This is a genomic window from Amycolatopsis sp. Poz14 (assembly GCF_006704225.1).
GTDB lineage: Bacteria > Actinomycetota > Actinomycetes > Mycobacteriales > Pseudonocardiaceae > Amycolatopsis > Amycolatopsis nivea.
In genome coordinates, this window is record NZ_JACLHD010000001.1 from 2,020,148 (window position 1) to 2,046,740 (window position 26,593).

At 69.9% G+C, this 26,593-nt stretch carries 24 protein-coding genes and 1 riboswitch; of the genes, 11 read left to right on the forward strand and 13 right to left on the reverse strand.

The window, feature by feature from the left end:
• Positions 1-2: 2 nt before the first annotated feature.
• Positions 3-1,400, reverse strand: a complete 1,398-nt coding sequence (locus FKO37_RS09965; protein ID WP_238604305.1) for a class II fumarate hydratase — start codon at positions 1,398-1,400, stop codon at positions 3-5.
• A gap of 112 nt (positions 1,401-1,512) precedes the next feature.
• Between FKO37_RS09965 and FKO37_RS09970 the strand changes: the two genes are divergently transcribed.
• Entirely contained in the window at positions 1,513-2,484 is a 972-nt protein-coding gene (locus FKO37_RS09970) for an NAD(P)/FAD-dependent oxidoreductase (RefSeq protein WP_134733426.1), read from the forward strand.
• 1 nt (position 2,485) lies between these two features.
• Here the strand turns inward: FKO37_RS09970 and FKO37_RS09975 are convergent, their stop codons facing one another.
• The 6 genes from FKO37_RS09975 to FKO37_RS10000 all read right to left on the reverse strand — a co-directional run bounded on the left by FKO37_RS09975 (position 2,486) and on the right by FKO37_RS10000 (position 6,972).
• Positions 2,486-3,238, reverse strand: coding sequence for a trypsin-like serine protease (locus tag FKO37_RS09975; protein WP_238604306.1), 753 nt, complete (start codon positions 3,236-3,238; stop codon positions 2,486-2,488).
• Positions 3,239-3,256: 18 nt separating this feature from the next.
• Positions 3,257-4,309 carry a class II fructose-bisphosphatase gene (gene glpX / locus FKO37_RS09980; protein WP_238604307.1) on the reverse strand — a complete coding sequence of 351 codons (1,053 nt, stop codon included), beginning with the start codon at positions 4,307-4,309 and terminating at the stop codon, positions 3,257-3,259.
• An 89-nt stretch (positions 4,310-4,398) separates the two neighbouring features.
• Positions 4,399-4,623 carry an exodeoxyribonuclease VII small subunit gene (locus FKO37_RS09985; RefSeq protein WP_037367840.1) on the reverse strand — a complete coding sequence of 75 codons (225 nt, stop codon included), beginning with the start codon at positions 4,621-4,623 and terminating at the stop codon, positions 4,399-4,401.
• Positions 4,620-5,075: a hypothetical protein gene (locus tag FKO37_RS09990; protein WP_238608245.1), complete on the reverse strand. Its 456-nt coding sequence runs from the start codon at positions 5,073-5,075 to the stop codon at positions 4,620-4,622. Before FKO37_RS09990 ends, FKO37_RS09985 begins: the two co-directional genes overlap by 4 nt.
• Positions 5,075-6,340: an exodeoxyribonuclease VII large subunit gene (xseA, locus tag FKO37_RS09995; protein ID WP_238604308.1), complete on the reverse strand. Its 1,266-nt coding sequence runs from the start codon at positions 6,338-6,340 to the stop codon at positions 5,075-5,077. Before xseA ends, FKO37_RS09990 begins: the two co-directional genes overlap by 1 nt.
• Positions 6,337-6,972 (reverse strand): lipid droplet-associated protein, encoded by a 636-nt coding sequence (locus tag FKO37_RS10000; RefSeq protein ID WP_238604309.1) that lies wholly within the window; start codon positions 6,970-6,972, stop codon positions 6,337-6,339. The genes xseA and FKO37_RS10000 overlap by 4 nt, the downstream gene beginning before the upstream one ends.
• 150 nt (positions 6,973-7,122) lie before the next feature.
• On the opposite strand from FKO37_RS10000, the gene FKO37_RS10005 reads away from it, so the two are divergent.
• Entirely contained in the window at positions 7,123-8,133 is a 1,011-nt protein-coding gene (locus tag FKO37_RS10005) for a 4-hydroxy-3-methylbut-2-enyl diphosphate reductase (RefSeq protein WP_238604310.1), read from the forward strand.
• A gap of 568 nt (positions 8,134-8,701) precedes the next feature.
• On the opposite strand, the gene FKO37_RS10010 is transcribed toward FKO37_RS10005, so the two are convergent.
• Positions 8,702-9,601, reverse strand: coding sequence for a DUF6542 domain-containing protein (locus FKO37_RS10010; protein WP_238604311.1), 900 nt, complete (start codon positions 9,599-9,601; stop codon positions 8,702-8,704).
• Between the two features lie 391 nt (positions 9,602-9,992).
• Between FKO37_RS10010 and FKO37_RS10015 the strand changes: the two genes are divergently transcribed.
• Positions 9,993-10,136, forward strand: coding sequence for a hypothetical protein (locus FKO37_RS10015; protein ID WP_238604312.1), 144 nt, complete (start codon positions 9,993-9,995; stop codon positions 10,134-10,136).
• 579 nt (positions 10,137-10,715) lie between these two features.
• Here the strand turns inward: FKO37_RS10015 and rmuC are convergent.
• On the reverse strand, positions 10,716-11,630 hold the full coding sequence (gene rmuC, locus FKO37_RS10020; RefSeq protein WP_238604313.1) for a DNA recombination protein RmuC: 915 nt from the start codon (positions 11,628-11,630) through the stop codon (positions 10,716-10,718).
• A gap of 229 nt (positions 11,631-11,859) precedes the next feature.
• On the opposite strand from rmuC, the gene FKO37_RS10025 reads away from it, so the two are divergent.
• Both FKO37_RS10025 and FKO37_RS10030 read left to right on the forward strand, forming a co-directional pair.
• Positions 11,860-13,014 (forward strand): exonuclease SbcCD subunit D, encoded by a 1,155-nt coding sequence (locus FKO37_RS10025; protein ID WP_238604314.1) that lies wholly within the window; start codon positions 11,860-11,862, stop codon positions 13,012-13,014.
• Entirely contained in the window at positions 13,011-15,974 is a 2,964-nt protein-coding gene (locus tag FKO37_RS10030; RefSeq protein ID WP_238604315.1) for an AAA family ATPase, read from the forward strand. Before FKO37_RS10025 ends, FKO37_RS10030 begins: the two co-directional genes overlap by 4 nt.
• Positions 15,975-16,428: 454 nt before the next feature.
• On the opposite strand, the gene FKO37_RS10035 is transcribed toward FKO37_RS10030, so the two are convergent.
• Positions 16,429-16,932: a methylated-DNA--[protein]-cysteine S-methyltransferase gene (locus FKO37_RS10035; RefSeq protein WP_238604316.1), complete on the reverse strand. Its 504-nt coding sequence runs from the start codon at positions 16,930-16,932 to the stop codon at positions 16,429-16,431.
• 13 nt (positions 16,933-16,945) lie between these two features.
• Positions 16,946-18,355, reverse strand: coding sequence for a DNA-3-methyladenine glycosylase 2 family protein (locus FKO37_RS10040; protein WP_240014175.1), 1,410 nt, complete (start codon positions 18,353-18,355; stop codon positions 16,946-16,948).
• Positions 18,356-18,457: 102 nt separating this feature from the next.
• Between FKO37_RS10040 and ychF the strand changes: the two genes are divergently transcribed.
• Both ychF and FKO37_RS10050 read left to right on the forward strand, forming a co-directional pair.
• A complete protein-coding gene (gene ychF, locus FKO37_RS10045; RefSeq protein WP_134733440.1) occupies positions 18,458-19,540 on the forward strand; it encodes a redox-regulated ATPase YchF in 1,083 nt (360 codons plus the stop codon).
• A gap of 59 nt (positions 19,541-19,599) precedes the next feature.
• Positions 19,600-20,172: a hypothetical protein gene (locus FKO37_RS10050; RefSeq protein ID WP_238604317.1), complete on the forward strand. Its 573-nt coding sequence runs from the start codon at positions 19,600-19,602 to the stop codon at positions 20,170-20,172.
• A gap of 47 nt (positions 20,173-20,219) precedes the next feature.
• Here FKO37_RS10050 and FKO37_RS10055 read toward each other — a convergent pair whose 3' ends face one another.
• Complete coding sequence (locus FKO37_RS10055) at positions 20,220-20,810, reverse strand: cysteine hydrolase family protein (protein ID WP_238604318.1); 591 nt, start codon at positions 20,808-20,810, stop codon at positions 20,220-20,222.
• A gap of 103 nt (positions 20,811-20,913) precedes the next feature.
• Here FKO37_RS10055 and FKO37_RS10060 point away from each other — a divergent pair, with 103 nt between their 5' ends.
• The gene (locus FKO37_RS10060) at positions 20,914-21,900 is read left to right on the forward strand and encodes a GlxA family transcriptional regulator (protein WP_205673403.1); all 987 of its coding nucleotides are present in this window, start codon (positions 20,914-20,916) and stop codon (positions 21,898-21,900) included.
• Positions 21,901-22,442: 542 nt separating this feature from the next.
• Here FKO37_RS10060 and FKO37_RS10065 read toward each other — a convergent pair.
• Positions 22,443-22,733 carry a 4a-hydroxytetrahydrobiopterin dehydratase gene (locus FKO37_RS10065; RefSeq protein WP_037816653.1) on the reverse strand — a complete coding sequence of 97 codons (291 nt, stop codon included), beginning with the start codon at positions 22,731-22,733 and terminating at the stop codon, positions 22,443-22,445.
• A gap of 24 nt (positions 22,734-22,757) precedes the next feature.
• Positions 22,758-22,869: riboswitch (TPP riboswitch) on the forward strand.
• Positions 22,870-22,900: 31 nt separating this feature from the next.
• On the opposite strand from FKO37_RS10065, the gene FKO37_RS10070 reads away from it, so the two are divergent.
• Genes FKO37_RS10070 through FKO37_RS10080 form a run of 3 tightly spaced genes read left to right on the forward strand, consistent with a single transcriptional unit; the run spans position 22,901 to position 26,588 of the window.
• Positions 22,901-23,968 (forward strand): thiamine ABC transporter substrate binding subunit, encoded by a 1,068-nt coding sequence (locus tag FKO37_RS10070; RefSeq protein ID WP_238608247.1) that lies wholly within the window; start codon positions 22,901-22,903, stop codon positions 23,966-23,968.
• Positions 23,944-25,581 carry an iron ABC transporter permease gene (locus tag FKO37_RS10075; protein ID WP_238604319.1) on the forward strand — a complete coding sequence of 546 codons (1,638 nt, stop codon included), beginning with the start codon at positions 23,944-23,946 and terminating at the stop codon, positions 25,579-25,581. The genes FKO37_RS10070 and FKO37_RS10075 overlap by 25 nt, the downstream gene beginning before the upstream one ends.
• Entirely contained in the window at positions 25,581-26,588 is a 1,008-nt protein-coding gene (locus FKO37_RS10080; RefSeq protein WP_238604320.1) for an ABC transporter ATP-binding protein, read from the forward strand. The genes FKO37_RS10075 and FKO37_RS10080 overlap by 1 nt, the downstream gene beginning before the upstream one ends.
• Positions 26,589-26,593 lie beyond the last annotated feature (5 nt).

The window sequence follows — 26,593 nt, forward strand, 5'->3', positions numbered from 1 at the left end:
CGCTACTTGCCGCCACGCGCCATCCGCAGCACATCGAGTGCCTCGTCCAGCTGTGCCTCGGTGAGCTTGCCGTCTCGGACGTACCCGCGCTCCAGCACGACCTCGCGAATCGTCTTGAGTTCCTTGAGCGCCTGCTTCGCCACCGCGGCCGCTTCCTCGTAGCCGATGTACTTGTTGAGCGGCGTGACGATCGACGGCGACCCCTCGGCGTACTGCCGCGCGCGCTCGACGTTCGCGGTGACCCCGGCGAACACCTTGTCCGCCAGCAGCCGCGAAACGGCCGCGAGCAGCCGCGCCGATTCGAGCACGTTGCGCGCGATGACCGGCAGGTTCACGTTGAGCTGGAAGTTGCCCGCCGCGCCGGCGAACGCGACCGCCGCGTCGTTGCCGACGACCTGCGCGACGACCTGCAGCGTCGCCTCCGGGATGACCGGGTTGACCTTGCCCGGCATGATCGACGAACCCGGCTGCAGGTCCGGCAACGCCAGCTCGGCCAAGCCGGTGCGCGGGCCGGAACCCAGCCAGCGCAGGTCGTTCGCGATCTTGTTCAGCGACACCGCGACCGTGCGCAGGTGCCCGGAAGTCTCGACCACGCTGTCCTGCGTCGCCTGCGCCTCGAAGTGGTTGCGTGCCTCGGTGAGCGGCAACCCGGTGATCTGCGCGAGCTCGGCCGAAACCGCCGCGCCGAAACCGTCGGGCGCGTTCAGGCCGGAACCGACCGCGGTGCCGCCGATCGGCAGTTCGCCCAGCCTCGGCAGACCGGACTGCAGCCGTTCGATGCCGAACCGGATCTGCGCGGCCCACGCGCCCGCCTCCTGGCCGAGCGTGATCGGCACGGCGTCCATCAGGTGCGTCCGCCCGGACTTGACGACGTCCTGCCACTCCTCGGCGCGTGCCTCGATCGCGTCGGCGAGGTGCTCCAGCGCCGGGACGACGTCGGTGAGGACGGCCTCGGTGGCGGCGACGTGGATCGTCGTCGGGAAGGTGTCGTTGGACGACTGCGAGGCGTTGACGTGGTCGTTCGGGTGCACGTCGCGGCCGAGCGCGCGAGTGGCCAGCGTCGCGATGACCTCGTTCGCGTTCATGTTGGACGACGTGCCCGAGCCGGTCTGGAAGACGTCGATCGGGAAGTGCTCGTCGTGGCGGCCCTCGGCGACCTCGTCGGCGGCCTTCGCGATCGCGTCGGCGACGTCGGCGTCCAGGACGCCGAGCCGCGCGTTCACGCGGGCGGCGGCGGCCTTCAACAGGCCCAGCGCGCGGATCTGGGCGCGCTCGAGACCGCGGCCGGAGATGGGGAAGTTCTCGACGGCACGCTGCGTCTGCGCGCGGTAAAGCGCGTCGACCGGGACGCGGACCTCACCCATCGTGTCGTGTTCGATCCGGTATTCCTGTTCAGCCATACCTCCGATTCTGGCCCCGTTTCGCGCAACCGGCCGGGTGTTGTCGCCCACCCCGGTACGCTCGGTTGTGTTCTCGATCACCGCCACCCACCACTGGCATGGAGCGAGCCTCATGGATTACGACCTCGTCGTCATCGGAGCCGGACCCACCGGCCTCTTCGCCGCCTACTACGCGGGATTCCGCGGCCTGTCGATGGCCGTCGTCGATTCGCTGCCCGAACCGGGCGGGCAGGTCACCGCGATGTATCCGGAGAAGATGATCTACGACGTCGGCGGGTTCCCCGCGATCCGCGGCCGTGATCTCGTGCAGGGCCTGGTGGACCAGGCCGCGCCGTGGAAGCCGGATTACCTGCTCGGCCGCAAGGCGGAGAAGCTGGAGAGCGTCGACGGCGGTCTCGAACTGACTCTCGACGGCGGCGACGTGCTGCGCGCGGGCGCGGTCCTGATCACTGCGGGCATCGGCGAGTTCACGCCCCGTCCGCTGCCCGCCGGAGACGGCTGGCTCGGCCGCGGGATGGTCCATTTCGTCCCATCGCTGGCGGCTCACGCGGGCCAGCATGTCGTCGTGGTCGGCGGCGGGGATTCGGCGTTCGACTGGTGCCTGGCGCTGCACCCGGTCGCGGCGAGCGTGACCCTCGTGCACCGCCGCGCGAAGTTCCGGGCCGCGGAATCGATCGTGCGGCAGGTGCAGGAGCTGGGCGTGCGGCTGGTCACGGACGCCGAGGTGGCCCGCTTTGTCGAAGCCCCGGACGGTTCGCTGACGGCGGTCGACGTGACGGTGAAGGGCGGCGCGGACGAGCAGCTGCGTGCGGACGCGGTGGTTGCGGCGTTGGGCTTTACCGCGGATTTGGGACCGATCGAAAGCTGGGGCTTGGAAATCGATCACCGCGCGATTTCGGTGGATTCGACGATGGCGACGGCTCGGCCACGCGTTTACGCCGCGGGGGACGTGGCGGCGTATCCGGGGAAGGTGAAGCTGATCGCGACCGGGTTCGGCGAGGCGGCGACGGCGGTCAACAACATCGCGGTGGCGTTGAATCCCGAGGCGCATTTGTTCCCGGGGCATTCGAGCAACGTCGAGTGACTCAGCCGGTTTTCTCCGCGATCCACGGCTGATACGCCACCGCCGAGGTCGCGATCGACGGTGCCGATCCGCACGTCGACGAGCGGTTTCCCGGGCGGCTGACCATCCCGGCCAGCGTCCACCGGTCGCCGTTGCGGATCAGTTCCGGGCCGCCGGAATCGCCGTAGCACGAGCCGGATCCGCCGGGGCTTTCCGTGCACAGCTCGGAGGTTCCGTCGAACGCCGCCGTGCATTTCGCGCCTGGCACCAGGTGCGTGTCGAGCTGGCGCAGCGTCTTCGACACCGGGCCGCAATTCGGCGTCGCGCACGTCTGGCCCCAGCCGATCACCCGGACCGCCGAGCCTGGCGACGCCGTACCGCCGATGGCGATCGGCGCGGCCTTCACCGGGGCGGTCAGCCGGATCAGGCCGACGTCGCCGGTTTGCGTTTCGGCGTTGAAATGCGGGTGCAGCATGAATTCCGCCGCTTTCGGAGTTTCCCCGCCCTCGTCCGCGTCGTTGCTGCCGACGCGCAACCCGATCGTCGCCGGGTCCTTCGCGGACAGGCAGTGCGCCGCGGTGACCACCCAGGTCGGCGTGATCAGCGAGCCGCCGCAGAACAGCGCGCCGCCCGAGGTGTGCAGGGACACCGCGAACGGGTACGGCTGGTCCGCGTCGGTTCCGCCGACGATCGAGGGCCCGGCGAAAGCGCTGCCCGCGCTGAGCACGACTCCGGTGAGGACAGTCAGCACCAGCGCGAACAGCCGTTTCGACACCGGAAACTCCTTGGCAGATCAGGGAAGCGGAGGCACCGCGCCCTCGTCGAGTTCGAGGTTGCCGTCGAAGTTGACGGACGAGTACGCCCGCAGCTTCTCGAGCCGGTGGTAGCCGTCGATCATTCTGACCGTCCCGGACTTGGACCGCATGACGATCGACTGCGTCGTCGCGCCGCCCGCCCGGTAGTGGACGCCGCGCAGCAGGTCGCCGTCGGTGACGCCGGTCGCGCAGAAGAACACGTTGTCGCCGGTGACCAGGTCGTCGTTGAGCAGGATCCGGTCAAGGTCGTGACCGGCGGCGAGCGCCTTCTCGCGCTCCGCTTCGTCCTTCGGCCACAGCCGGCCCTGCAGTTCGCCGCCGAGGCACTTCATCGCGCACGCGGCGATGATGCCCTCGGGAGTGCCGCCGATGCCGAGCAGCATGTCGACGCCGGTGGTCGGCCGGGCCGCGGCGATCGCGCCCGCGACGTCGCCGTCCGAGATGAACCGGATCCGGGCTCCCGCCTCGCGGACCTCTTTGACCAGCTGTTCGTGCCGCGGCCGGTCGAGGATGCAGACAGTCACGTCGCTGACGCTGGAGTTCTTCGCCTTCGCCACGCGCCGGATGTTCTCCGCGACCGGGGCGGAAATGTCCACCTTGCCCGCCGCGTCCGGGCCGACGGCCAGCTTCTCCATGTAGAACACCGCGGACGGGTCGAACATCGCACCGCGCTCGGCGACGGCGAGCACGGCCAGCGCGTTCGGCATGCCCTTCGCCATGAGGGTGGTGCCGTCGACCGGGTCGACCGCGACGTCGCAGTCCGGGCCGTCGCCGTTGCCGACCTCTTCGCCGTTGAACAGCATCGGCGCTTCGTCCTTCTCGCCCTCGCCGATGACGACGACGCCGCGCATCGAGACGGTGGAGACGAGCTGGCGCATCGCGTCGACGGCAGCTCCGTCGCCGCCGATCTTGTCGCCTCGGCCGACCCAGCGGCCGGCGGCCATCGCGGCTGCCTCGGTCACCCGCACCAGTTCCATGGCGAGGTTGCGATCAGGCGCTTCGCGTCGGCTGCGGTCACTGGCGGTGGTCATGGTGGCCTCCCGGAACACGGTTCGTCAGCGGGTGCCCAGTCTGTCAGATCCCTAGACCACCTGACCGATTCAGCAACGCATGGTGCACGTCACTCTGTGTCGTCGTCGGTCTCCACCGAGGCCAGCGCGGCCTCGATCCGCTCGCGGGCGCCTTCCAGATGCCGTTCGCACACCTTGGCGAGCCGCTCGCCCTTCTCCCACAGCTCGAGCGACTGCTCCAGTGACAGCCCGCCTGCCTCGAGTTCCTTCACCACTTCGACGAGCTGATCGCGGGCCTGCTCGTAACCGAGTCCGGCGGTGTCTGCTTCGCTCACGTTCTCCGACCTTGTGGTGCACGGGGCTGTCGGCGCAGACTACCGCGCTCGGCCGACATTCCCGGGGAACCGGGTCCGGCCCGATGCGGGCCCGCGACCACCGCGCTCGCCATCGCGTGGTCGTATCCGACGAAGGCCAGCGCGAACTCCTGCCCGTCACCGTCCGCGATGGCGTCCTCGAGGTTCTCCTGCGCGCTCGCCACGCGTCGCCGATGGCCGGTCCCTTCGGCGAACCACCACCGGACGCCGACGTGCTCGGACGTCGCCTCGGACAGCCGCCTGAGCTGCGGGGCCAGCCCGCGCCGGGCCGCGGTGCCGCAGCCGGCCAGCAGGGCGGTCCAGCATTCGTCGGCGACCCGGTCGGTGACCAGGGCCTGCCGCAGCAGGAGACCGGCGTCGAGCCGGGCGGCGGCGTCCACCGTGAGCGGGAGGAACGCCGGGGCCCGGTGCATCACGGCCGGTCTCCTTCCGGTGCGGGTGTCGTCGGCTCGACGGACTCGGCCACCGCGTGGACCGCCCCGTCGGCGACCCGTACGCGCAGCTGCGCTCCGTCCTCGATCTGGGAGACGGAACGGAGCACGTTGAGGTTGCCTGCGGAATCCGTGAACTGGACGACGGCGTACCCGCGCTCCATCGTGGCCGCCGGGCCGAGCGCGGCCAGCTTGCCCCGCGCGTTCGCGACCTCCGCCTGGTCCTTGGCGAGCAGGCTGAGCATCGCGCGCCTGCCGCGTTCGCGGTGCATCTCGAGGTCGCTGAGGCGGCGTTCGATCGGGCCCAGCGGATCGGCCAGCGACGGACGGCTGCGCAGCTGGGTCAGCAGCCGCGTCTCCCGGTCGACCCAGCCGTGGAGCGCGCGCCGGCCGCGGTCGCGCATCTGCCGGACCCGCGCGGTTTCCTCGCGGACGTCCGGCACGATGCGCTTGCTGGCGTCGGTCGGAGTGGAACAGCGCAGGTCGGCGACATAGTCGAGCAGGGGAGTGTCCGGCTCGTGCCCGATCGCGCTGACGATCGGCGTGCCCGCGGCCGCGACCGCCCGGCACAGCGCCTCGTCGGAGAACGGCAGCAGATCCTCGACGCTGCCGCCGCCGCGGGCGATGACGATCACGTCGACGTCCGGGTCTTTGTCCAATATGGACAGTGCGCGGAGGATCTGCGGCACCGCCTGCGAACCCTGCACGGCGGTGTTCAGCACCTTGAACAACACGTGCGGCCAGCGTGCCTGCGCGTTCGCCAATACGTCCCGCTCAGCCGCCGACGCGCGTCCGGTGATCAGCCCGATTCCCTTGGGCAGAAAGGGAATCGGGCGCTTCCGTTCGCGGGCGAACATGCCCTCGGCGGCCAGCAGCTTGCGCAGCCGTTCGATGCGCGCGAGCAGTTCGCCGATGCCGACCGCGCGGATCTGGTCCGCGCGCAGGCTCAGCGTGCCGCGTCCGAAAAAGAACGACGGCTTGGCGTGGATGACGACGCGGTCGCCTTCGCGCAGCGGTGTCGGCAGTTCGCGCACCAGCCACATCGGACAGGTCACGGACATCGAGACGTCCGCGGACGGGTCGCGCAGGGTCAGGAACGCGGTCTGCGTGCCGGGCCGCGCGTTCATCTGCGTGACCTGGCCTTCGACCCAGACGTCGCCGAGCCGGTGGACCCAGTCGCCGATCTTGCGCGCGACAGTGCGGACCGGCCACGGATTCTCCGCGCTGGTGGCGGGGTCGTTGCTCACTGGCCTTCCGCGGGGTCGCCCGGCTGTTCCTCGGCCTTGCGTGCGTTGCCGATCCGCCGCGCGAGCATGCCGACGAACGACGCCCGGTCAGCGTGAGACTTCTCGTACTCCAGCAGCTCTTCCAGCTGGGGCACGGTCAACCGGCGCAGCCGAGCGCGCAGCTGCGGCAGGGTCAGCTCGTCGTAATTGCCCAGGCCGGCCGGGCCAGAGGAGCTGTCGTTCTCGCCCTCGGAGTGCTCCTCGGCGAGCGCGCGGGTCTCCTCGACCCACGGATCGTCGATGGTTTCCGCGGCGAGATCCGGCGGCTGCGCGCGATGGCCGTTGGTGCGCGGCTCGGGCAGGTCGTCGACCGGCACGAGCGTGGGCCGGGACGGGGCGAACTCGGGCGCGGCGTCCTCGTCGAACGTGGCCCAGCTGGGCGTGTCCTCGACCGGACGCAGCATCGACAGCGCGTCGTCGCCCTTGATGGCCAGCTCGGTGACCTGCTGCTGGACGCGCATGGACAGCTGCAGCACCTGGCTCACGACGGTGACCGGCAGGCCGGTGAGCTGCTTCGGGAGCTCACGAACCCGCTCGGCGGTGGTGACGGCGAGGCCCGCGGCGACCCGGAGGGGGAGCGGGAGTGGCTTCATGGGTCCAGCGTGCCGCATCAGGGCTGTTCTGCCCAACCGAACGGGTGGCCAGAGGCGCCGGACGTGACGCCCGGCACAGCCTGAATGGCCGCCGCCATCATCCGAACGAGGACTTCAACCCCGGATCGGCACTGCCCGTACCCTGGAGGCATGACTTCTGCGAGTCCCGGAACCGAACCCGCCGGTACCCCGACGATCTCCCGGTCCGGCGCCGCCAAACGCGTGCTGCTCGCGAAGCCGCGCGGGTACTGCGCCGGCGTTGACCGCGCGGTCGTCGCCGTCGAGAAGGCGCTCGAGCTGTACGGGCCGCCGGTGTACGTGCGCAAGGAAATCGTGCACAACCGGCATGTCGTCGAAACTCTGCGCGAACGCGGCGTGATTTTCGTCGACGAGACGTCCGAGGTGCCCGAGGGCGCGCTCGTGGTGTTCTCCGCACACGGCGTCTCGCCCGCGGTGCACGCCGAGGCCGAGGAACGGAACCTGCGCACCATCGACGCGACCTGCCCGCTGGTCACCAAGGTGCACAAAGAGGTCAACCGCTTCGCCAAGGACGACTACGACATTCTTCTCATCGGCCACGAGGGCCACGAGGAGGTCGAAGGCACGGCTGGCGAGGCACCGGACAAGGTGCAGTTGGTCGACAAGCCCGAGGACGTCGACAAGGTCGACGTGCGCGACCCGTCGAAGGTGATCTGGCTGTCGCAGACCACCCTGTCGGTGGACGAGACGATGGAACGCGTCGACCAGCTCCGCGACCGCTTCCCGACCTTGGCCGACCCGCCCAGCGACGACATCTGTTACGCCACGACCAACCGCCAGGTCGCGGTCAAGGCAATGGCCCCGGAATGCGACCTGGTGCTGGTCGTGGGCTCGAAGAACTCCTCCAACTCGAAGCGGCTGGTCGAGGTCGCTTTGAAGGCTGGCGCGTCGGCCTCGCACTTGATCGACTTCGCTTCGGAGGTCGACGAGGCGTGGCTCGAGGGCGTCTCGACGGTCGGGGTCACGTCCGGGGCCTCGGTGCCGGATGTGCTGGTGATGGACCTGCTGAAGTGGCTGGCCGAGCGCGGGTACGGACAGGTGGACGAGGTGACTACGGCGAACGAGAAGATCGCTTTTGCGTTGCCTAAGGAGCTTCGGAAGGCTGTTAAGTTGGAGTCCTGAGGTTTTCGTTCGGTGCCGCGGCAGTCGGAGCGTATGGCGCGCCGCTGAAGCTTTCGCCGCGAAGTCGTGAGAGCCGCTTCGGTCGATTTGGCCGCTGAGCCGTGCAGTAGTTCGTGCTGAGTCGCGGCCCGGGGCGAGAGAATTCCTTTAGTCGCAACGAAAAGGCCGCCGATCCCGGTGTGGGGATCGGCGGCCTTTCTCGTTTGCCTTGTGCTGCCAGCTTGCGACGTGAGTTGGGCGCCCAGCCTTCGGCGGATGGTCCGGTTCCTGCGTGGCTTGCGCGCCCGGTCGGCCGTCGTCGGGTGGTCCAGCTCCGGCCTGACTTGCGTGCTCGGTCAGGTTTGTCGAATGGTCTGGTTTCGACCTGCCCTGCGCGCCCAGTCAGTCCTCGCTGGGTGGCCCGGCTCCGGCGTGACTTGCGTGCCCAGTCGGCTCTCGTTGGGTGGTCCAGCCCGGCGTGACTTTCGTGCTCAGCCAGCTTTCGTAGGGTCGCCCAGTTTCGGCGTGACTTGCATGCTCGGTCAGCCTTCGTCGGTTCGCCCGATTCCAGCGTGGCCTGCGCGCCCGGTCAGCCCTCGTCTTCCCAAGGACGTTGACGGCGCGGCGGTTCCCTGCGAGGCGGACGCGGACGCCCGGGCGGCGGCTCGTCCCCGCGCGGCCGACGACGCGGCGGCGGTGCGTCACCCCGCGGATCGCGACGGCGCGGATCGCCCTCCGGCGGCCGGGGCCGACGCCCTTCCGGCGGCGGCTTGCGACTACCGCGCGGAGCGTTCGGGTCCATCGGCTCACGACGCGGTCGGGCACCCGGCTCGCCAGGCGGACGCGGCCGTCGCGGCGGGGGAGCGTCGAGATCCCGCGGCGGACGGCGACGGTTGCCCGGAGGCGGCGTCTGACCGGACTGCCCAGCGCGACCGGCAGGCGGCCGCGAGCGCGGACGGCTGGCGGCTTTGTCGTCGTCCTCGTCCCGAGTGCGCGGGACCTTGCCGTCCTTGATCTTGACCGGTGCGTCCGGGTCGCGTTCGCGGTAGATGCGGAAGAAGCCGAACAGCAGCGTGACACCGGTGGTGACCGCCATCGTCGGGAAGCCCTTGATCAGCGGCGTCCCGATGTTGAGCAGCTTCGACAGGGTGTCGCTGGCTTCCGGACCCCCGCCGGTCAGCAGCACCACACCCGGCACGGTGACGGCGAGCACCAGCGGCGGCTGCACCATCGGACCGAACAGTCCGCGTCTTTGCACCGCGCCGACCGCGATCACGGCCCCGAGGAAGTAGCCCGCCTTGAAAACAAAACCGAGGCTGCCGGTGGACTTCTCGTCGATGATGGCGCCGAGCACTGCCAAGCCGAAGCCCACGAGCACAGCCGCCCACCAGGGCAGGCCGCGCCTCGTGCCGACGACGAGACGCTCGTCCCACGGCACGGGGGCGTCATCGGCATCGGGATCGCTCTGGCGATCGCGTATCGCGGTCACGAGGCACACCGTAGCCCGTACTTGTCACGATCTTGTTGGCACTGCCGAGGACAGCACGAAGCAGCCACTCGACCGCATGACATTTCGTACGGTCGAGCGGTACCCGCGGTACGGCCTTCCCGCACCGCTCCGCCGAACGAGGAACCAGTGGACCAGACCTCTGACCAGCGGTGATACCGACGGTATGGTCCGGCTGCCCGTTTCCCGGCCCTGCGCTGACCCCAGGCTATGCCACCAGCCGACGACCGCGACGGCGGCGCCACCGGTCCTGTTCCGGAACATTCGCCGTTCTGGAACTTGACCGGGAATTGACGTTCCCGTGAGCCGCCTGAGCGTTCGGATCCTGCCCGCGCGACGTCGGAACCATGCCCTTTCGCTCGCCTCGGCGGCAGTGTCCAACCTGGACTTCGCCGTTCGTTCCGGGCAATCCGGACCTTGGTGCCCGCTCGCCGCACTCAGCCGCAAGCCGCCGACCGTCGGCGCTGCGGACGATGACCGCTTGGGCCGCGTCACCGTGCTGGCCACCGACGCGTGACCTCCGCCTACCGCTCACCGGGACGTCGCTGGGCACTCCTCGGACGCCTGCCGCGCCACCGCCCGAGCGAGACCACGCTCCTCCGCGAAGAGCGCCAGGGGGCGAGCCGCACCACGCCAGGCCGCGCAGCTGCTCCCTCGACCGGGCTCACTCCCTCCGGACGACGTGGAGGCAAATCGCGCCGCCGAGGCCCGCTCTGCCGGATCGCGCCATCTGACCCACGCCGCCAAAGCGCACTGCCGTGGCTGGCTCGGCCAGATCGCGCCGCCAGCGGCCATGCCGCCAGATCGCGCTGCAGGGGCTCGGCTCGTCGGGACGTGCCACCGGATTCGTGTCCCGGACGCATGCCGCCGAACCGTGTCGCCACGATCGCGCCCGCTAAGCCCGCGCAGATCGTCCCGCCAGACCAGACAACCGCAACCTCGCCCTGCCCAACGTCAACCACGCTCCACATGCGAGAGCATCAGCCCACGGCCGTCATCTGACGTCAGGAAGCCCCGTTGCGGAGCCCGCCCCGTAGGGGCACACCGTCGATCATCCGATCGCGAATGTCGAGCCCGCGGCCATCGCGCCGTGACCTCAACCAGCTGCCACCTCGTCTCCCTTCCGAAGCTGCGGCACCGGCGACGGACTGCCCGACGCGTCGGTGAGCGGCGCGACGGTCGCGCGGAACGACTCCAGTGCCTCGAGTTCCCGGCGGCGGGCCGAGACGAAGCGCTGCAGATGCGTGGAGGACAGATTCAGCGCCTCCACCGCATTGCCCGCGGCTCGGTGTGCGGCGGCGGCGCCCGCGCGCACTTGCTCGACGTCCTCGACGAGCGCCCGGTCGCTGGCGGCGAACAGCGCTGCCGACGCGAGCACCCCGAATCCCGTGGGGCCGCACAGGAAGACGCGGCGGTCGATCAGCCAGCGCAGCAGTTCGGGATCGGTGTCGAGCGCGGCGACGACGGCCGCGTCGGATGGGACGAACATGATGGTGCCGTAAATCGCGTCCGCCCAGCGCTGGTAGCCCTTGCCCGCCAGCTCCGCCGCGCGGGAGCGCAGCTGCCGGACGTGGACGCGCAGCGCGTCGAGTCGTTCTTCCGGGTCGTCGGTCTCGACTGCCTCCGCCCAGAGGGCCATGCTCGCTTTCGCGTCGACCGGTACCGCCCGGCCGCCGCCGACATTCAGCACCAGGTCGGGCTTCGCGCTTCCACCGCCGCCCAAATCGGTCTGCAGGGTGAAGTGCAGTCCCTCCCGCAGTCCGAGTGCGCGCGCGGTTTCCACGAGCACCTGTTCGCCGAGTTCGCCGCGGCCGTGGATCGACGCGAACGCCACCTCGTACCGGCGCAGCGCGAGCTGCTGCTGGTCGCCTTTCGCACGCTCCGCCGCCACTAGCCGCGCGGCCGCGTCGGCGCGGCGCATTCCGTCGTTGTACAGCCGCCACAGCGCGACTACCGCGACGCACAGGAGCAGCGCGAGCACGACGGCCGCGGTGGTGATCACCGTCTCCACCCGGTCCTCCTCTCCGTCGGGTCCGGCGGGTGTCCGGACGCGAGACATCATGGCGGACCCCACCGACAAAAACCGGCACCCGCGGTCGCGCTGCGTAGCTGACCTGCGACTTTCCAGATTCGAGGCTGGGCGTGTCCGCGGCGGACCTGATCGGCTTCGTACACACGTTCGAGTGGGGTACCGGCGTGCCTCCCCGATTTCGTCGGGGTCTGCTCCTAACGTGGTCGCCGTGAGAGTCCTCCATACCTCTGATTGGCACGTCGGCCGCACGTTCCACGGTGCCGATCTGCTTACCGAACAGGAGGCCGCCCTCACGCACATCGCCGAACTCGTCGACCGCGAGTCGGTCGACGTCGTGGTGGTGGCCGGTGACATCTACGACCGAGCGGTGCCGTCCGCCGAAGCTGTCCGCGTCGCCACGGCCGCGATGACCCGCATCCGCCGGGCAGGCGCGGAACTCGTGGTCACGCCTGGCAACCACGATTCGGCCGCGCGGCTGGGCGCGTTCGCCGAATTCGCGGCGGCGGGCGGGCTGCACGTCCGCGCGACCGTCGAAGGCATCGCGGAACCCGTTGTTCTGCATGACGAACACGGCGCGGTCGCGTTCTACGGCATCCCGTATCTCGAACCCGAGCCGTCGCGGCACGCGCTGGGCGTGCCGGAGGCGCGCGGCCACACCGGCGTGCTCGGCGAGGCGATGCGGCGTGTGCGGGACGACCTGGCCAGTCGTCCGGAAACACGATCCGTAGTGCTGGCACACGCTTTCGTCACCGGCGGCGAGGCCAGTGAATCGGAACGCACCATCGCGGTGGGCGGAGTCGAGCAGGTTCCCGGCTCGGTGTTCGACGGCGTGGACTACGTCGCGCTAGGGCACCTGCACGGGCCGCAGACGCTCGCGGAACATCTCCGATACTCCGGAAGTCCGCTGGCGTACTCGTTTTCCGAAGCGCGGCAACGGAAATCGGTGTGGTTCGTGGATCTCGACGCCACCGGCCTGGCCGAGGTCCGCAGGCATGAGCTGCCAGTGCCGCGCCCGCTCGCGACGCTCTCCGGCGAGCTCGCCGCGTTGCTCGAGGACCCGGAACACGAGCAATGGCGCGAGCATTTCCTCTCGATCATGGTCACCGACCGAGTGCGCCCGATCGATGCGATGCGGTTGCTGCAGGACCGTTTTCCCTATGCGGTGCACATGGATTGGCGGCCCGACGGCGGGGTCGCCGGCACCGAACTGAAGTACGCCGAGGCGGTGCGCGGGCGCAGCGACATCGAGATCGCGCGCAGCTTCCTCGACGATTGCCGGGGTGCTCCGCCGACCGAACGCGAGGAGCGGCTCGTGCACCTGGCGCTCGAAGCAGCGAACCGGGCGGCGGTGGAGAAGCTGTGAGACTGCATCTGCTGGAGGTGGAAGCCTTCGGCCCCTATTCGGGGCGGGAGGTGGTGGACTTCGACGCCCTTGGCGCCGACGGTCTCTTCCTTCTCCACGGCGACACCGGAGCGGGCAAAACCACGCTGCTCGACGCGATCGCGTTCGCGTTGTTCGGCGTGGTGCCGGGCGCGCGCGGCGACGTCAAGCGGTTGCGGTGCGATCTCGCCGAACCGGATCGGCAAACCGAGGTCGTGCTGGAGCTGACCGTGCAGGGTCAGCGGTTGCGGATCGTGCGCAGCCCGGAGTATCAGCGGCCGAAGAAACGCGGCGACGGATTCACCACGCAGCAGGCCCGGGTTTCGCTGACCTGGGTCGGCGAACCGCCCGCCGGGCTGCCGCCGGACGGCAGCATCCGCATCGATGAGGTGGCGCGCACCGTCGAGCGGCTGCTGGGCATGACCGCAGCGCAGTTCTTCCAGGTTGTGCTGCTGCCGCAAGGAGAATTCGCGAAGTTCCTCCGCAGTGACACCACGGAGCGCGAGAAGCTGCTGGAGCGGCTTTTCGGCACCGAGCGGTTCTCCGACGTCGAACGCTGGTTCGCGGACCTTCGCGCGGAACGCGGCCGTGCGCTGGAAAAGCGGCAGCAGGAGGTCCGTGAGCTGCTCGCCCGCTACGCCCAGGAAGCGCAGCAGGAACCGCCGGAGGAAAAGCAGCCGGAGTGGGTCGAGGCGGTGCTGACCGAGATCGCTGCCCGGGCCGAGGCGGCGGAAACCGAGGCAGCACAAGCACGTTCGGCAGCGAAGTCCGCTGAGGTCGCGCTGCGCGAGGCCGAAGAGGACGCGGAAAAGATCCGCCGGGTGCGCACCGCGCACACCCGGCTGACGCAGATCGCCGAGCAGGCGACCGAACGTGGTGAGTGGACGGAAGAAATCGCGGCGGCTCGGCGCGCTGCCGCGGTGGTTCCGGAGGCCGAGCTGATGGACCGGCGCACGGCCGAGCTCGGTGATGCACAGGTGCTCGTGGCCGATCGGATCCGAGATCTCGCCGACCTCGGTTTCGATGCGGTCGGGCTCGCCGTCACGGACCTGCGCGAGCGCGCGGGCTCGGTTCGCGAGGAGGCGGGTGCTCTCGCTGAGTTGGCTGCGGAAGCCAACCAGCAGAAGAGCGACGAGCAACGTCGTGCGGAGCGACAGAAAGCCGCGGAGAAAGCCGCCGAGCAAGTTGCAGGGCTTGCGGAGCGGTTGGCCGAGTTACCCGGTCGGATTGCTGCTGCGCGTACTGAAGCGACGGTAGCCGGGGAAGCGGCGGCGAAGCTGGATGGCGCGAAATCCCGCGTCGAAGAGCTGACGGTACTCACTCGCGCGGCAGAGGAGTTACCGCCAGCTGAAGCCAGAGTCGAGCGCGGCGAAGCGAAACTGCGCGAAGTGGTCGACGAGCATCAGGCGGCTCGGCAACGTCGGCTGGATCTCCGCGAACGGCGTCTCGACGGCATGGCGGCAGAGCTGGCTGCCGGCTTGGCTGAGGGAACGGCGTGTCCGGTGTGCGGGTCGGCCGACCATCCGGCGCCGGCGAACCACGACGCGCCATTGGTGGACGCGGCCGAAGAACGTGCCGCGGAAGAAGCCGAGCAGAAGGCGTCGGCGTTGCGCCAGCGAGTGGTGTCCGCGTTGGAAGAGGCCAAGGCACGAGTCGTCTTCCTGCGCGAACGGCTGGACGGACGCACTGCGGAGGAGATCGCGACCGCGCTGACCGAAGCCAGGACGGTCGTCGCGGAACTCTCCGGAAAGGCGCAGCGCAAGGATCGGTTGAACGCGAAGGTCGCTGAACTCGAGCGCGGTGCCGAGCAACTGGCCGAACAGCGGCGTCTCGCCGAGCAGACGGTCACCGAGGCGAACGGCGAGATCCGGGCGTTGGACGAACGGATGGCCGAACGCGAGCAGCGGCTGGTCGCGGGCCGGGGAGAGTTCCCGGACGTTCCCGCCCGGCGGCAGCACCTGCTCACGTTCGCCGGCGCGCTCGACTTGGCGGCGGAGGCGCACACCGCGGTGTCGGGAGCGGAGGCCCGGCTCGCGGAGCAACGGGATCTGGTGGAGATCTCGTTGCATGCCAAGGGGTTCTCGACCCTGGAGGAAATGCGCGCCGCCGTCCGGACCGACGAGCAGATCACGAAGCTCGAACAGGGTCTCGCCGAGGCGGAGGCGACTGCTGCCGGTGCGCGGGAGATGCTCGCGCAGCCGGAACTGTTCGGGATCTCGCCGGACGACGCGGTGGAAGTTGCGCCGCTGGCGGAGCGGGCGAAGGAGACGCGGGCTCGGGCGGATACCGCTTTTGCCGCGCAGCAAGCGGTTTCGGCGCAGCATCGCGAACTGGTGAAGCTGGCCGGAAGGTTGAGCAAGGCGCTGTCGGAGCTGGAGCCGTTGGACGAGGAATACGCCGAACTCCGGGCACTGTCCGAAGTGGTCAACGGACGAGGCCAGAACGCGCGGAAGATGTCGCTGCGCTCGTATGTCCTGGCGGCTCGGCTGGAAGAGGTCGCGCTCGCGGCGACCGCGCGGTTGCGGACCATGAGCCAGGGCCGCTACTCGTTCGTGCACTCCGACGCGGCCGGCGCGCGCGGCACGAGGGGCGGCCTCGGCCTCGACGTGCTGGACGACTACTCCGGCGCCGTGCGCCCAGCGAAAACCCTGTCGGGCGGCGAGTCGTTCCTCGCGTCGTTGTCGCTCGCGCTGGGGCTGGCCGATGTGGTGGCAGGCGAAACCGGCGGTGCGCTGCTCGACACCCTCTTCGTGGACGAGGGTTTCGGCACCCTGGACGCCGAAACGCTGGACGTGGTGATGAACATCCTCGACGAACTCCGCGCCGGCGGCCGCGTGGTGGGCCTGGTGTCGCACGTCGAGGAACTCCGCCAGCGCATCCCCACGCGGCTGCGGGTGCGGAAGTCCCGCGCCGGGTCGAGAGTGGAGTTGCAGATGGCTTGACGAGAGCAGGCTCGGTGCCTTGACCACGCTCGCCGCGTCGGCTAACCCGGCCGAGCGGCCTGGCCCGGCGAACCCGGCCGGGCGAACCTGGCCCGGCCGACCAGCGGGCCTGGTCCGGCGCGCACCCGGCCCAGTTGACCGGCGAACTCGATCCGACCGAGCCGATCCAGCCCGGCCGGCGAGCGAGCGCGGCCCGGTCGACCGGCGAACCCGGCCGGGCGAACCGGGCCCGGCCGACCAGCGGGCCTGGCCCGGCGCACACCCGGCCAAATTGACCGGAGAATTCGATCCAACCGCGCCAATCCAGTCCGGCTGAGCAGCGAACCCAGCCGAGCGGCCGACCCAGCCAACCCGGCTCAGCTGGCCACCGAACTCGGCCCGGCGAACTGGGTTCAGCCGACCAGCGAACGCGGCTCAGCGAACTCGACCCGACCGAGCCAACCCGCGCGGGCCGTCAGGCGGCCTCTTCGTGGTGCAACAGCCACCGCTTAGCGGACACTCCCCAGCGGAAGTTGCCGATCGCTCCGCCGGTCCGCACGACGCGGTGGCAAGGCACGAACAGGGCCGCCGCGTTGCGGGCGCACGCGGTTGCTGCGGCGCGGACCGCGGAGGGGTTGCCGGATAGGGCGGCGTACTCCGCGTAGCTCACTGGGCTGCCTGCTGGGACCTTGCGCAGCATCTCCCACGCGTGCTCGCGGAACGGGCCGGAGCGTTGGCGTACTTCGATGTCGGCGACGGCGTCGAGGTCGCCGCCGTGGTAGCTGCGGATTGCGGTCGTCACCGGGCCAAGGTCGCGGCGTTCGGTCAGGGTCGTCGGAGTCAGGGACGGCGAGATGAGGGGCGTCAGCTCGGCGACGTCGGCGGTCCAGCCGGAGGCCAGTACGGCGCCGTCGCCGGTCACTACTGCGGTGAACGGGCCGATGCGGGTGTCCAAAGTGGACCAGAAGGCGGTGGGCACGAGGAAAGTCTCCTTAAACGGTCACGGAACTGAGATACCGGCTGGCGTACGAGCTCCACGGCTGCCAGCCGCGTGCGGACGTCGCCAGGTCGATGCCCAGCTCGGCCGCGCCGCGGCGGACGGCTGGGTCGGCGGTCAACAGGACGTCGGGGGCGCCGAGCAGGCGCATCACGACGTAGTCGGCGGTGGCGGGATCGACGCCGGTCGCGAGCATTTCGGCGCGGAGTCCGTCGGCGTCCCGGCCTACGTGCAGGTCCAGTTCACCGGCGGCGATTGCCGCGGCGACCTTCTTGACCAGCGGTTTCACGTCGGCTTCGGCGATGGCGGACGGGGTCGGGAAAAGGGTCGTCAGGGTGTCCATGGGCGGGTCGGCAGGCGGGACGGGCTCGCCGAGGGCAACGACGTCGGCCACGTCCTCGCCGAGCAGGGTGCGGAGCAGGACTTCTGGGCCGTCGACGGCGCCTGGCACGCGGATGCCTGGCGTGGCGGCGACCAGCGGGGCCAGCGCCTCGTCGGCGGAGAGCACGCGCGAGACGGCTTCCGGGTCGGCGTCCAGGTCCAGCAGGCGTCGTACGCGGCTGACGGCGCTGCTCAGGTCGCGCAGGTCCGAGAGCGCTAGGTCGCACTGCACATAGCCAGCGCGCGGGCTGACCCACACTGACGCCGGGCCGTGCGGGAGGCGCAAGGTGCGGCCGTAACCGTCCTCGGAGACGGCTTCGATGCCTGGCAGCGCCCGCGAGGCGTGGTAGCCCAGCACGCCCGCGGCGTCGAACGGGGCCCGGAACGGCAGGCGAAGGCTGAGCCGCGTCGCACCGCTGGGTTCGTTGCGGTTTCCGCGGCGGAGCGAAGCCGCGCGCAGCTGCGACGGCGTCGTCGCGAACACCTCGCGGATCGTTTCGTTGAACTGCCGGATGCTGGAGAACCCGGCCGCGAACGCGACGTCGGTGAGCGGCAGCTGCGACATCTCGATCAGCAAGCGCGCCGAGTGGGCGCGATGGGCTCGGGCGAGGCGGATCGGGCCCGCGCCCAGTTCGGCGGTCAGCACCCGTCCGAGCTGGCGTTCCGAGTAGCCGAGTTGACGGGCCAAGCCGGGCACGCCTTCGCGCTCGACCAGGCCGTCCGAGATCAGCCGCATCGCGCGGGCGGCCAGGTCGGCGCGTACGTTCCAGTCCGGCGAACCGGGGACCGCGTCCGGCAGGCAGCGGCGGCAAGCGCGGAAACCACCGGCTTGTGCGGCGGCCGAAGTCGGGTAAAAGCGGACGTTTTGCGCCTTCGGCGTGAGCGCCGGGCAGGACGGGCGGCAGTAGATGCCCGTGGTGCGCACCGCCATGATGAACTGGCCATCGAACCGCTGGTCGCGGGCGGTCACCGCGCGGTAGCAGCGCTCGGTGTCGCGCCAGATCGGAATGGTCGAGGTAGCCATGCGGTCGATGATGCCAGCAGGTGAGAGCCCTGACTGGCGGAAAACCGACACGACGTTACCGGGTCGGCGACGGTCCGCGCGCAGCACGTAGACTTACCGGCCGTGAGTCTCACCCTCGGTATCGTCGGCCTGCCCAACGTCGGCAAGTCCACCCTGTTCAACGCGCTGACGCGCAACGACGTGCTCGCCGCGAACTACCCGTTCGCCACGATCGAGCCCAACGTCGGCGTCGTGCCGCTGCCGGACCCGCGGCTGGACAAGCTGGCCGGGATCTTCTCGTCGGAGAAGATCGTGCCCGCCGTGGTGTCCTTTGTAGACATCGCGGGCATCGTGAAGGGCGCGTCCGAGGGCGCGGGGCTCGGCAACAAGTTCCTCGCGAACATCCGCGAGGCCAACGCGATCTGCCAGGTCATCCGCGTGTTCGACGACCCGGACGTGGTGCACGTCGACGGCCGGATCGACCCGATGTCCGACATCGAGACGATCAACACCGAGCTGATCCTCGCCGACCTGCAGACGCTCGAGAAGGCGCTGCCGCGGCTGGAGAAGGAAGCGCGCACCAAGAAGGAAGCGCGGCCGGCGCTCGAAAACGCCCAGAAGGCCAAGGAAATCCTCGATTCCGGGCGCACGCTGTTCCAGGCGCAGAAGGACGTCGACGGCGAGGCGCTGCGCGAGCTGAGCCTGCTCACCACGAAGCCATTCCTGTACGTCTTCAACGCCGACGAAGCCGTGCTCACCGACGAGGCGCGCCGCGAGGAGCTGGCGAAGCTCGTCGCCCCGGCGGACGCGGTGTTCCTGGACGCGAAGGTCGAGGCCGAGCTGCTGGAGCTGGACGACGAGGAGTCCGTGCGCGAGCTGCTGGAGTCCGTCGGCCAGCTGGAGCCAGGCCTGAACGCGCTCGCTCGCGCGGGCTTCCACACGCTCGGCCTGCAGACGTACCTCACGGCCGGTCCGAAGGAATCCCGCGCCTGGACGATCCCGCAGGGCGCGACCGCCCCGCAGGCCGCCGGCGTCATCCACACGGACTTCGAGCGCGGCTTCATCAAGGCGGAGGTCGTGTCGTTCGAGGACCTCGTCGAAGCGGGCTCGATGGCGGCCGCGCGTTCGGCGGGCAAGGTCCGCATGGAGGGCAAGGATTACGTGATGGCGGACGGCGACGTCGTGGAGTTCCGCTTCAACGTCTGACCTGGTTCGTGGCTGAGCACGGGCGCGAAATTGTCGGTCCTGGTTCGTAGGATCGGCCTATGCCCGTGCTCTTCACCCCGTCCTTGCCGGATCGCGCAGACGGAGGCCGTCTTGGTGGTGCGCCGCCCGTTGCGATCGAGGCGCATCCGCTCCTCGCGACCCACCGCTATTTGCTGACCGTCCCGGCAGCTCCCTGGGCGCAGGGCTACGAGGTTTCCGTGGTGCTGCGCAACGGATTCGACATCGGCGACAGCGACGTCCAGTACCCGGACATGGCGATGCGTGCGCTGGTGCACCCGCCCTCGCCGCGCGGGGAGCGGGCCGACCTGGGGTGGCCCGGGCTTCGCTCGGCGGCGCTCTCCGAGATGCCTGACGAGGAAGACTCGATCGCGCTCGTCCAGTTCGGGGACGAGCCGGTGCTGATTCAAGACGAGCCGAGCTACGCCGACGCCGTACGTGCCGACGGGCATCAGTTTCTCTTTCAGGTCAACGAAGAGGGCTGGCCGACCGAGGGCGAGCTCGAGGATGTGATCGAGGAGTATCTCTGGGGCTACGGGTCGGTCTACTTCTACGGCACTCCGGGATCCGACGGAGTGGTGCGGGAGGTGGTCGCGGGGTTCATCGACTTCTGACGGACCGGTCTCGGCAGGATAAGACCCGCCGAGACCGAGGCCGAGGTTCAGTTCAGCTCGGCAACACTCGGCACGACAACGCCGTAAAGATCCCCGATGGTTGCCAGAGCGCTGCTGTGCAGTTGATCCGCGCTGACTTCCCCAGCAGGAGTCGGCAACGGACGGGTGGCGCAGGCGTCGGCGACGACGGTCGGGTGGTTGCCGCGCAGGAACGCGCCTTCGGTGGTGAACGTGACGCACATGTTGGTCATGAACCCGGCGATCACCACGTTCTTGTGCCCGGCTTCGTCAACCCGTGAGCCCAGGTCGGTGTTCACGAAGGAGTTCGGCGCGCCCTTCACGACGACCGGTTCGCCTTCGACCGGGGCGACGTCCGAGTGGATGCTGCCGATCTCGGCTCGGACGTCGTACGGCGTGCCCTCGCCGCTGTCGTGGACGACGTGGATCACCTTCGCGCCGGCGGCGCGGGCTTTGGCGAGCAACTGCCGAGCCGCGGTCAGCGCCGGACGCCAGCCTTCCAGCTCCATCACGCCGCGGGTGTAGGTGTTCTGGTAGTCGACCAGGATCAGTGTCGCGTCGGCCAGCGTTGCCGGGGTCTGGTCGAGACCGTTCAGCTCCCGCAGCGTTTTCCTTGCCATGGTGGGGTTTCCTCTCGTTTCCGTTCCGCACGACCGACGCTAGACTCGGCTACGGATGTCGGCAATGACATGCAAAGCGCAGAAACCGACATGAGGGGCACGAATGAAGAGACTGGTGGTCGTGGTCCTGTTCGACCGGATCGACCTGCTCGACGTGACCGGTCCCGCTGAGGTGTTTTCCTTGCTGCAGCGGGAAATGGACCGTCCGACGGGCTACGAAGTGGTGCTCGCCGCCGAGACGCTGGACCCGGTGACCACCTCGGCGGGGGTGCGCGTCTTGCCCGATGTGACGTTCGCTGAGCTGGGGAGGAAGGCGATCGACACGTTGATCGTGCCCGGGGCCGTGACGACGGGCGGCAAAGGCGAGGTCGTCGCTCAATGCGACCCGGCCGTGGTCGAGCAGGTGCGCAGGCTGGCTGGGCGGACGCGCCGGGTGGCGTCCGTCTGCGTCGGCGCGCACATCCTGGCGGCGGCGGGGCTGCTCGACGGCAAACGCGCCACTACGCACTGGTCGACGGCCCGGCAGCTGGCCGCGGAGCATCCCGAGGTGACGGTCGACGCGGATCCGATCTTCATCCGCGACGGGTCCGTGTGGACGGGCGCCGGGCTGAGCGCCTGCCTCGATCTCGCGCTGGCGCTGGTAGCCGACGATTTCGGTCCGGAATCAGCCTCGCGGGTGGCTCGTCAGCTGGTGATGTTCCTGCGGCGGCCCGGCGGGCAGAGCCAGTTCAGCGTGTCGCTGGAGCCCGCGTCCGCGACCCGGCGGGTCGACGAGCTGCGGCAGTACATCGCGGCCCACCTCGCGGATCCGCTGACGGTGTCCGACCTCGCTGCGCACGCGCATGTGACGGACCGCCAGATCACGCGCGTGTTCAAGGCGGAGCTGGGGATGACCCCTGCCGCCTACGTCGAGCACGCCAGGGTCGAGGCCGCGCGGCATCGCCTGGAGACGACCGACGAGACGTTGTCGCGGATCGCCGGGACGTGCGGGTTCGGCACGGTGTCGACCTTGAACCGGTCTTTCCGGCGGACGCTGAACACGACGCCCAGCGAGTACCGGGAGCGCTTCCGGATCGTCTCGACCGCCTGACCCGCGCCGGGGCAATTTCGGCGAAACGTCCTACTCGCCCCGGTCATCCGGCAAAGAGGCCCCGGTGCGGATCGTTCTCTACGCCGTCTGGGGCGCTTCGGTCGTGCTCGGGCTCATCGGAATCGCCATGTTCTGGGTCATCCGGATGTTCCCGCTGCCGTGAACCGGCCGGGGCTCAGCCGAGCAGGCCGAGCACCACCATCGACAGGAGGACGACAGCGGTCGAGAACACCGCGACCCACGTGCGCTGTGCGGCGGTGAGCTGGGCGGATGTGCTGTTCATGGCGAGTCCTAGCGGGGCGAGTGCCGATGATTCCGCTGGGATAGCGCCTTGATCTAGCTCACTGTTACCGCTTGTGATCAAGGTCACGTCGGTTGCGCGCGGTGTGCCACAGCACGCCTCCCGCGGCGGCCACCATCAGGCCGAACGAACCCATTCCCACTACGAGTGCCTGGACCATGAGGCCTCCTTCCGTCGCGTCTGTCCGGAAGACGCGCGAAGGGGCCGTTCATGTTGCCAGGGTTGCCGACATCACACCTGGTCAGCGGGCCGCCAGTACCTCGTCGATCTGGCGGGCCAGCGCGAAATCGCGTTCGGTCAGGCCGCCGAGGTAGTGGGTGCTGAGGCGGAAGGTCAGGGTGCGCCAGCGGATGTCGATGTCCGGATGGTGGTCGGCTTCCTCGGCCAGTTCGGCCACCCGGTCCACCACCTCGATCGCCGCCGGGAAGGACGGGAGTTCGACCGTCCGCACGATGACGGCGTCCTCGCGTTGCCACTCCGGGACGGTGCCTAGGGCCTCTTCCACCGCTGAGTCGTTCAATAGCTGCGTCATCACTCCATGGTGTCGGCTACGCTGCGGCATTGCCACGGGAGTCCGGTACGCCGGGCTGAGAGGCGGGCCGTCAACCCGCGACCGTTCGCACCTGGATCCGGATCATGCCGGCGTAGGGAGGCCGTATCGCTCTCCCTCATCCGGCGCAGTGCAGGAGGGGAAGAATGATGTCGCGGACCGTCCGCACGGTGGCAGGCCTCGCCGGGGTCTCGATGCTCGCCAGCGCCTGCTCGCTGTCCAGCGGCGACTCGGGCGGGTCGTCCGCGAGCCAGGACCAGCAGACGCCGACCGTCACGCTGGTCACGCACGATTCGTTCGCCGCCCCGCAGGACGTGCTCGACGCCTTCCAGCGCCAGTCCGGGATCAAGCTCAAGATCCTCAAGTCCGGCGACGCCGGCGCGCTCACCAACAAGCTCGTGCTCACCAAGGGCAACCCGATCGGCGACGTCGCGTACGGCGTCGACAACACCTTCGCCTCCCGTGCGCTCAGCGAGGGCGTCTTCCAGCCCTACACCAGCCCGGAGGCCGACCGCGGCCCGCAGCGCTACTCCGTCGACCCGCAGCACCGGCTGGCGGCGGTCGACCTCGGCGACGTCTGCGTGAACATCGACCCGGCGTACTTCGCGAGCAAGGGTCTCCCGGAGCCGAAGAGCTACGACGACCTCGCCGACCCCAAGTACAAGGACCTGACCGTCGCGGAGAGCCCGGCCACCGCGTCGCCGGGGCTGGCCTTCCTGCTCGGCACGGTCGCGAAGTACGGCGAGAACGGCTGGCAGAGCTACTGGCAGAAGCTGAAGGACAACGGCCTCAAGACCGTCAGCGGCTGGGAGGAGGCCTACACCAAGGACTTCTCCGGCTCGTCGGGCAAGGGCCCGCGGCCGATCGTCGTGTCCTACGCCTCGTCGCCCGCCGCCGAGCTCGGCGAGGACGGCAAGCCGCGCACCAAGGCGCTGCTCGACACCTGCTTCCGCCAGGTCGAGTACGCGGGCGTGCTCACCAACGGCAAGCAGATCCCGCAGGCGCAGAAGGTCGTCGACTTCCTCTTGTCGCAGCAGTTCCAGACGACGGTCGCGGCGAACATGTACGTCTACCCGGCGCGCCAGGGCGTCGAACTGCCGGCGGGCTGGGCCACCGCGGCTCCGCTGCCGCAGGCACCGGCCACGATGCCCGCGGACAAGGTGCAGGCTGGCCGGGAGAAGTGGATCGGGGAATGGCGCTCGCTCATGGGCGCGTGATCCCCGCGCGCACTGTCGGGCTCACGCTGCTCGGTCTGCTGCCGGTCGCGTTCCTGGTGGTGTTCTTCGCCTGGCCGGTCGTGGCGATCGTCGGCCGGGGGTTTTCCGCGGGCGGCGTCGACACCGTGCTCGGCGACCCGCAGACGTGGCGGCTCGCCGGGTTCACGCTGGCCAGCGCGGCCGCGTCGACCGTGGTCGCGGTGCTCGCCGGACTGCCGGTGGCGTACCTGCTGGCGCGGGTGCGGCTGCCCGGGGTCGGGCTCGCGCGGACGATCGTGCTGGTCCCGTTCGTGCTGCCGACGGTCGTCGTCGGCTTGGCTTTCCGGGCGATCTGGCCGGACGGCGGCGTGCTGCCGCTTATCCTGGCCAACGCCTTCTTCAACGTCGCCGTCGTCGCGCGCACGGTCGCCGGGCTGTGGGCGCACCTCGATCCGCGAGCGACCGAAGCCGCGCGGGCGCTCGGAGCCTCGCCGTGGCGGGCATTCCGGTCGGTGACGCTGCCCGCGCTCGGCCCGGCCGTCGCGTCCGCCGCTGCGGTGGTGTTTCTGTTCTGCGCCACCAGTTTCGGCGTGGTGCTGATCCTCGGCGGCGGGAGTTACCGGACGCTGGAGACCGAGATCTACCTCCGGACGGTCGATCTGCTCGACCTCTCCGGCGCGGCAGCGTTGTCACTGATCCAGTTCGCCGCCGTGGTCGCCGCGCTGGTGCTCGGGGCGATGGCGCGCCGGAAGCGGGAGAACGCGGTGAAGCTGCGATCCGCGCAGGTCACCGCACGTCGGCCGCGCGGCGGGGAGTGGTGGACGGTCGGTGCCGCTGTGGTGGTGCTCGGCCTGCTGCTGACGCCGATCGTCTCGCTGCTCGTCGAGTCGGTGTCCGGCTCAGACGGATGGAGCCTCGCCGGATACCGGGCGCTGAACACCGTCGGGCAGAACGACGCCTTGCAGGTCTCCGGCTGGATCGCGGCGCAGAATTCGCTCGCCGCGGCCACCGACGCGACGCTGTTGGCGATGGCCGTCGGGCTGGTCGCCAGCGTCGTGCTGGTGGCGCTTCGGCGTTCGCCCGGCGGGCTCGCGCGCGGGATGGGCGAGACCATGGACGTCGCGTTGATGCTCCCGTTGGGCGTGTCCGCGGTGACTGTCGGCTTCGGCTATCTCGTGACGCTCGACGCGCTGCCCGGCGACCTCCGCACGTCGCCGCTGCTCGTGCCGTTCGCGCAAGCGCTGGTGATCATGCCGCTGGTGGTGCGGATGATCCTGCCGGTGCTGCGCGCGGTCGACGTCCGGTTGCGCCAAGCCGCCGCGACGCTCGGCGCGAGTCCGGCGCGGGTGTGGCGGGAGATCGACTTTCCGCTGGTCGCGCGGTCGGTGGTGGCCGCGGCGGGCTTCGGGTACGTCGTCGCGCTCGGCGAGTTCGGCGCGACCAGCTTCCTCGCCCGGCCGGACGCGCCGACGCTCCCGGTGGCCGTCGCGACGCTGATCAGCAGGCCGGGGGAGCTGAACAACCAGATGGCGTACGCCTCGTGCGCCCTGCTCATGGTGGTGACTGTGGTGGCGGTGGCGTTGATCGACCGGTTCGGCTCGGTCCGCGGCCGCAGCACAGTCGGGGAGTTCTGATGGCGTTAACGGTACGGGACCTGACTGTCCACTATGGATCGTTCGCCGCGGTCCGCGACGCGCGGCTGGACATCGCCGACGGCGAGGTGCTCGCGTTGCTCGGACCGTCCGGTTCGGGCAAGTCGACGCTGCTGCGCGCGATCACCGGGTTGGAGCCGGTGTCGTCCGGTTCGGTTTCGTGGGACGGTACCGATCTCGCCGCGGTGCCGGTGCACAAGCGCGAATTCGGTCTGGTGTTCCAGGACGGACAGCTGTTTCCGCACCGCGACGTCGCCGCGAACATCGCGTTCGGCCTGCGGATGCACGGCGTGCCCCGTGAACGGCACGCGGTACGCGTCGAGGAACTGCTCAAGCTCGTCGGCTTGGAAGGTTACGAACGGCGACGGGTGACCGAGTTGTCCGGCGGGCAGGCGCAGCGGGTCGCGTTGGCTCGTGCGTTGGCTCCGGAACCGCGCTTGCTGCTGCTGGACGAGCCACTATCCGGATTGGACGCCGGACTCCGCGAGCAGCTGGCGATCGACCTGGCGGATCTGTTGCGGCGCAGCAAGATCACCGCGCTGCTGGTGACGCACGATCAGGAGGAAGCGTTCACGCTCGCCGATCGCGTGGCGGTGCTCGACGCCGGGGAAATCCGGCAGGAGGGCGCGGTCCGGTCGGTGTGGAACAAGCCGGTGGACGACGACGTGGCGCGCTTTCTCGGCGTCACGACGTTTCTGGACGGCGAAGCGGCCGACGGCGTGGTGCGGACCGCGCTGGGCGCCGTCGAACTCTCCGGGGTGGACGACGGTCCGGTGAGGCTCGGACTGCGCCCGCACGGCTTGAAAGTGTCCGCCGAAGGGGTGCCCGGCGAAGTGACCGCCGCGGTGCACCGACGCGAGCATCTGCGGCTGGTCGTCCGGTGCGGAGAGTCCACTGTGGACGCGATCGCGCCGGCCGGGGCGGACTTCCGGGCGGGCGATCCCGTCCGGCTCGAACCGGATCCGGACGGGATCGCCGTGGTGGGCTGAACCCC

Bases quoted from the DNA above. Each gene is read 5' to 3' on its own strand.
- FKO37_RS09970 (WP_134733426.1), top strand. From the start codon at position 1,513: ATGGATTACGACCTCGTCGTCATCGGAGCCGGACCCACCGGCCTCTTC.
- FKO37_RS09965 (WP_238604305.1), bottom strand. From the start codon at position 1,400: ATGGCTGAACAGGAATACCGGATCGAACACGACACGATGGGTGAGGTC.
- FKO37_RS10075 (WP_238604319.1), top strand. From the start codon at position 23,944: ATGGCGCTCGCTCATGGGCGCGTGATCCCCGCGCGCACTGTCGGGCTC.
- glpX (WP_238604307.1), bottom strand. From the start codon at position 4,309: ATGACCACCGCCAGTGACCGCAGCCGACGCGAAGCGCCTGATCGCAAC.
- FKO37_RS10080 (WP_238604320.1), top strand. From the start codon at position 25,581: ATGGCGTTAACGGTACGGGACCTGACTGTCCACTATGGATCGTTCGCC.
- FKO37_RS10060 (WP_205673403.1), top strand. From the start codon at position 20,914: ATGAAGAGACTGGTGGTCGTGGTCCTGTTCGACCGGATCGACCTGCTC.
- FKO37_RS10050 (WP_238604317.1), top strand. From the start codon at position 19,600: ATGCCCGTGCTCTTCACCCCGTCCTTGCCGGATCGCGCAGACGGAGGC.
- FKO37_RS10070 (WP_238608247.1), top strand. From the start codon at position 22,901: ATGTCGCGGACCGTCCGCACGGTGGCAGGCCTCGCCGGGGTCTCGATG.
- FKO37_RS10040 (WP_240014175.1), bottom strand. From the start codon at position 18,355: ATGGCTACCTCGACCATTCCGATCTGGCGCGACACCGAGCGCTGCTAC.
- FKO37_RS10055 (WP_238604318.1), bottom strand. From the start codon at position 20,810: ATGGCAAGGAAAACGCTGCGGGAGCTGAACGGTCTCGACCAGACCCCG.
- FKO37_RS10065 (WP_037816653.1), bottom strand. From the start codon at position 22,733: ATGACGCAGCTATTGAACGACTCAGCGGTGGAAGAGGCCCTAGGCACC.
- FKO37_RS10005 (WP_238604310.1), top strand. From the start codon at position 7,123: ATGACTTCTGCGAGTCCCGGAACCGAACCCGCCGGTACCCCGACGATC.
- FKO37_RS10000 (WP_238604309.1), bottom strand. From the start codon at position 6,972: ATGAAGCCACTCCCGCTCCCCCTCCGGGTCGCCGCGGGCCTCGCCGTC.
- FKO37_RS09990 (WP_238608245.1), bottom strand. From the start codon at position 5,075: ATGCACCGGGCCCCGGCGTTCCTCCCGCTCACGGTGGACGCCGCCGCC.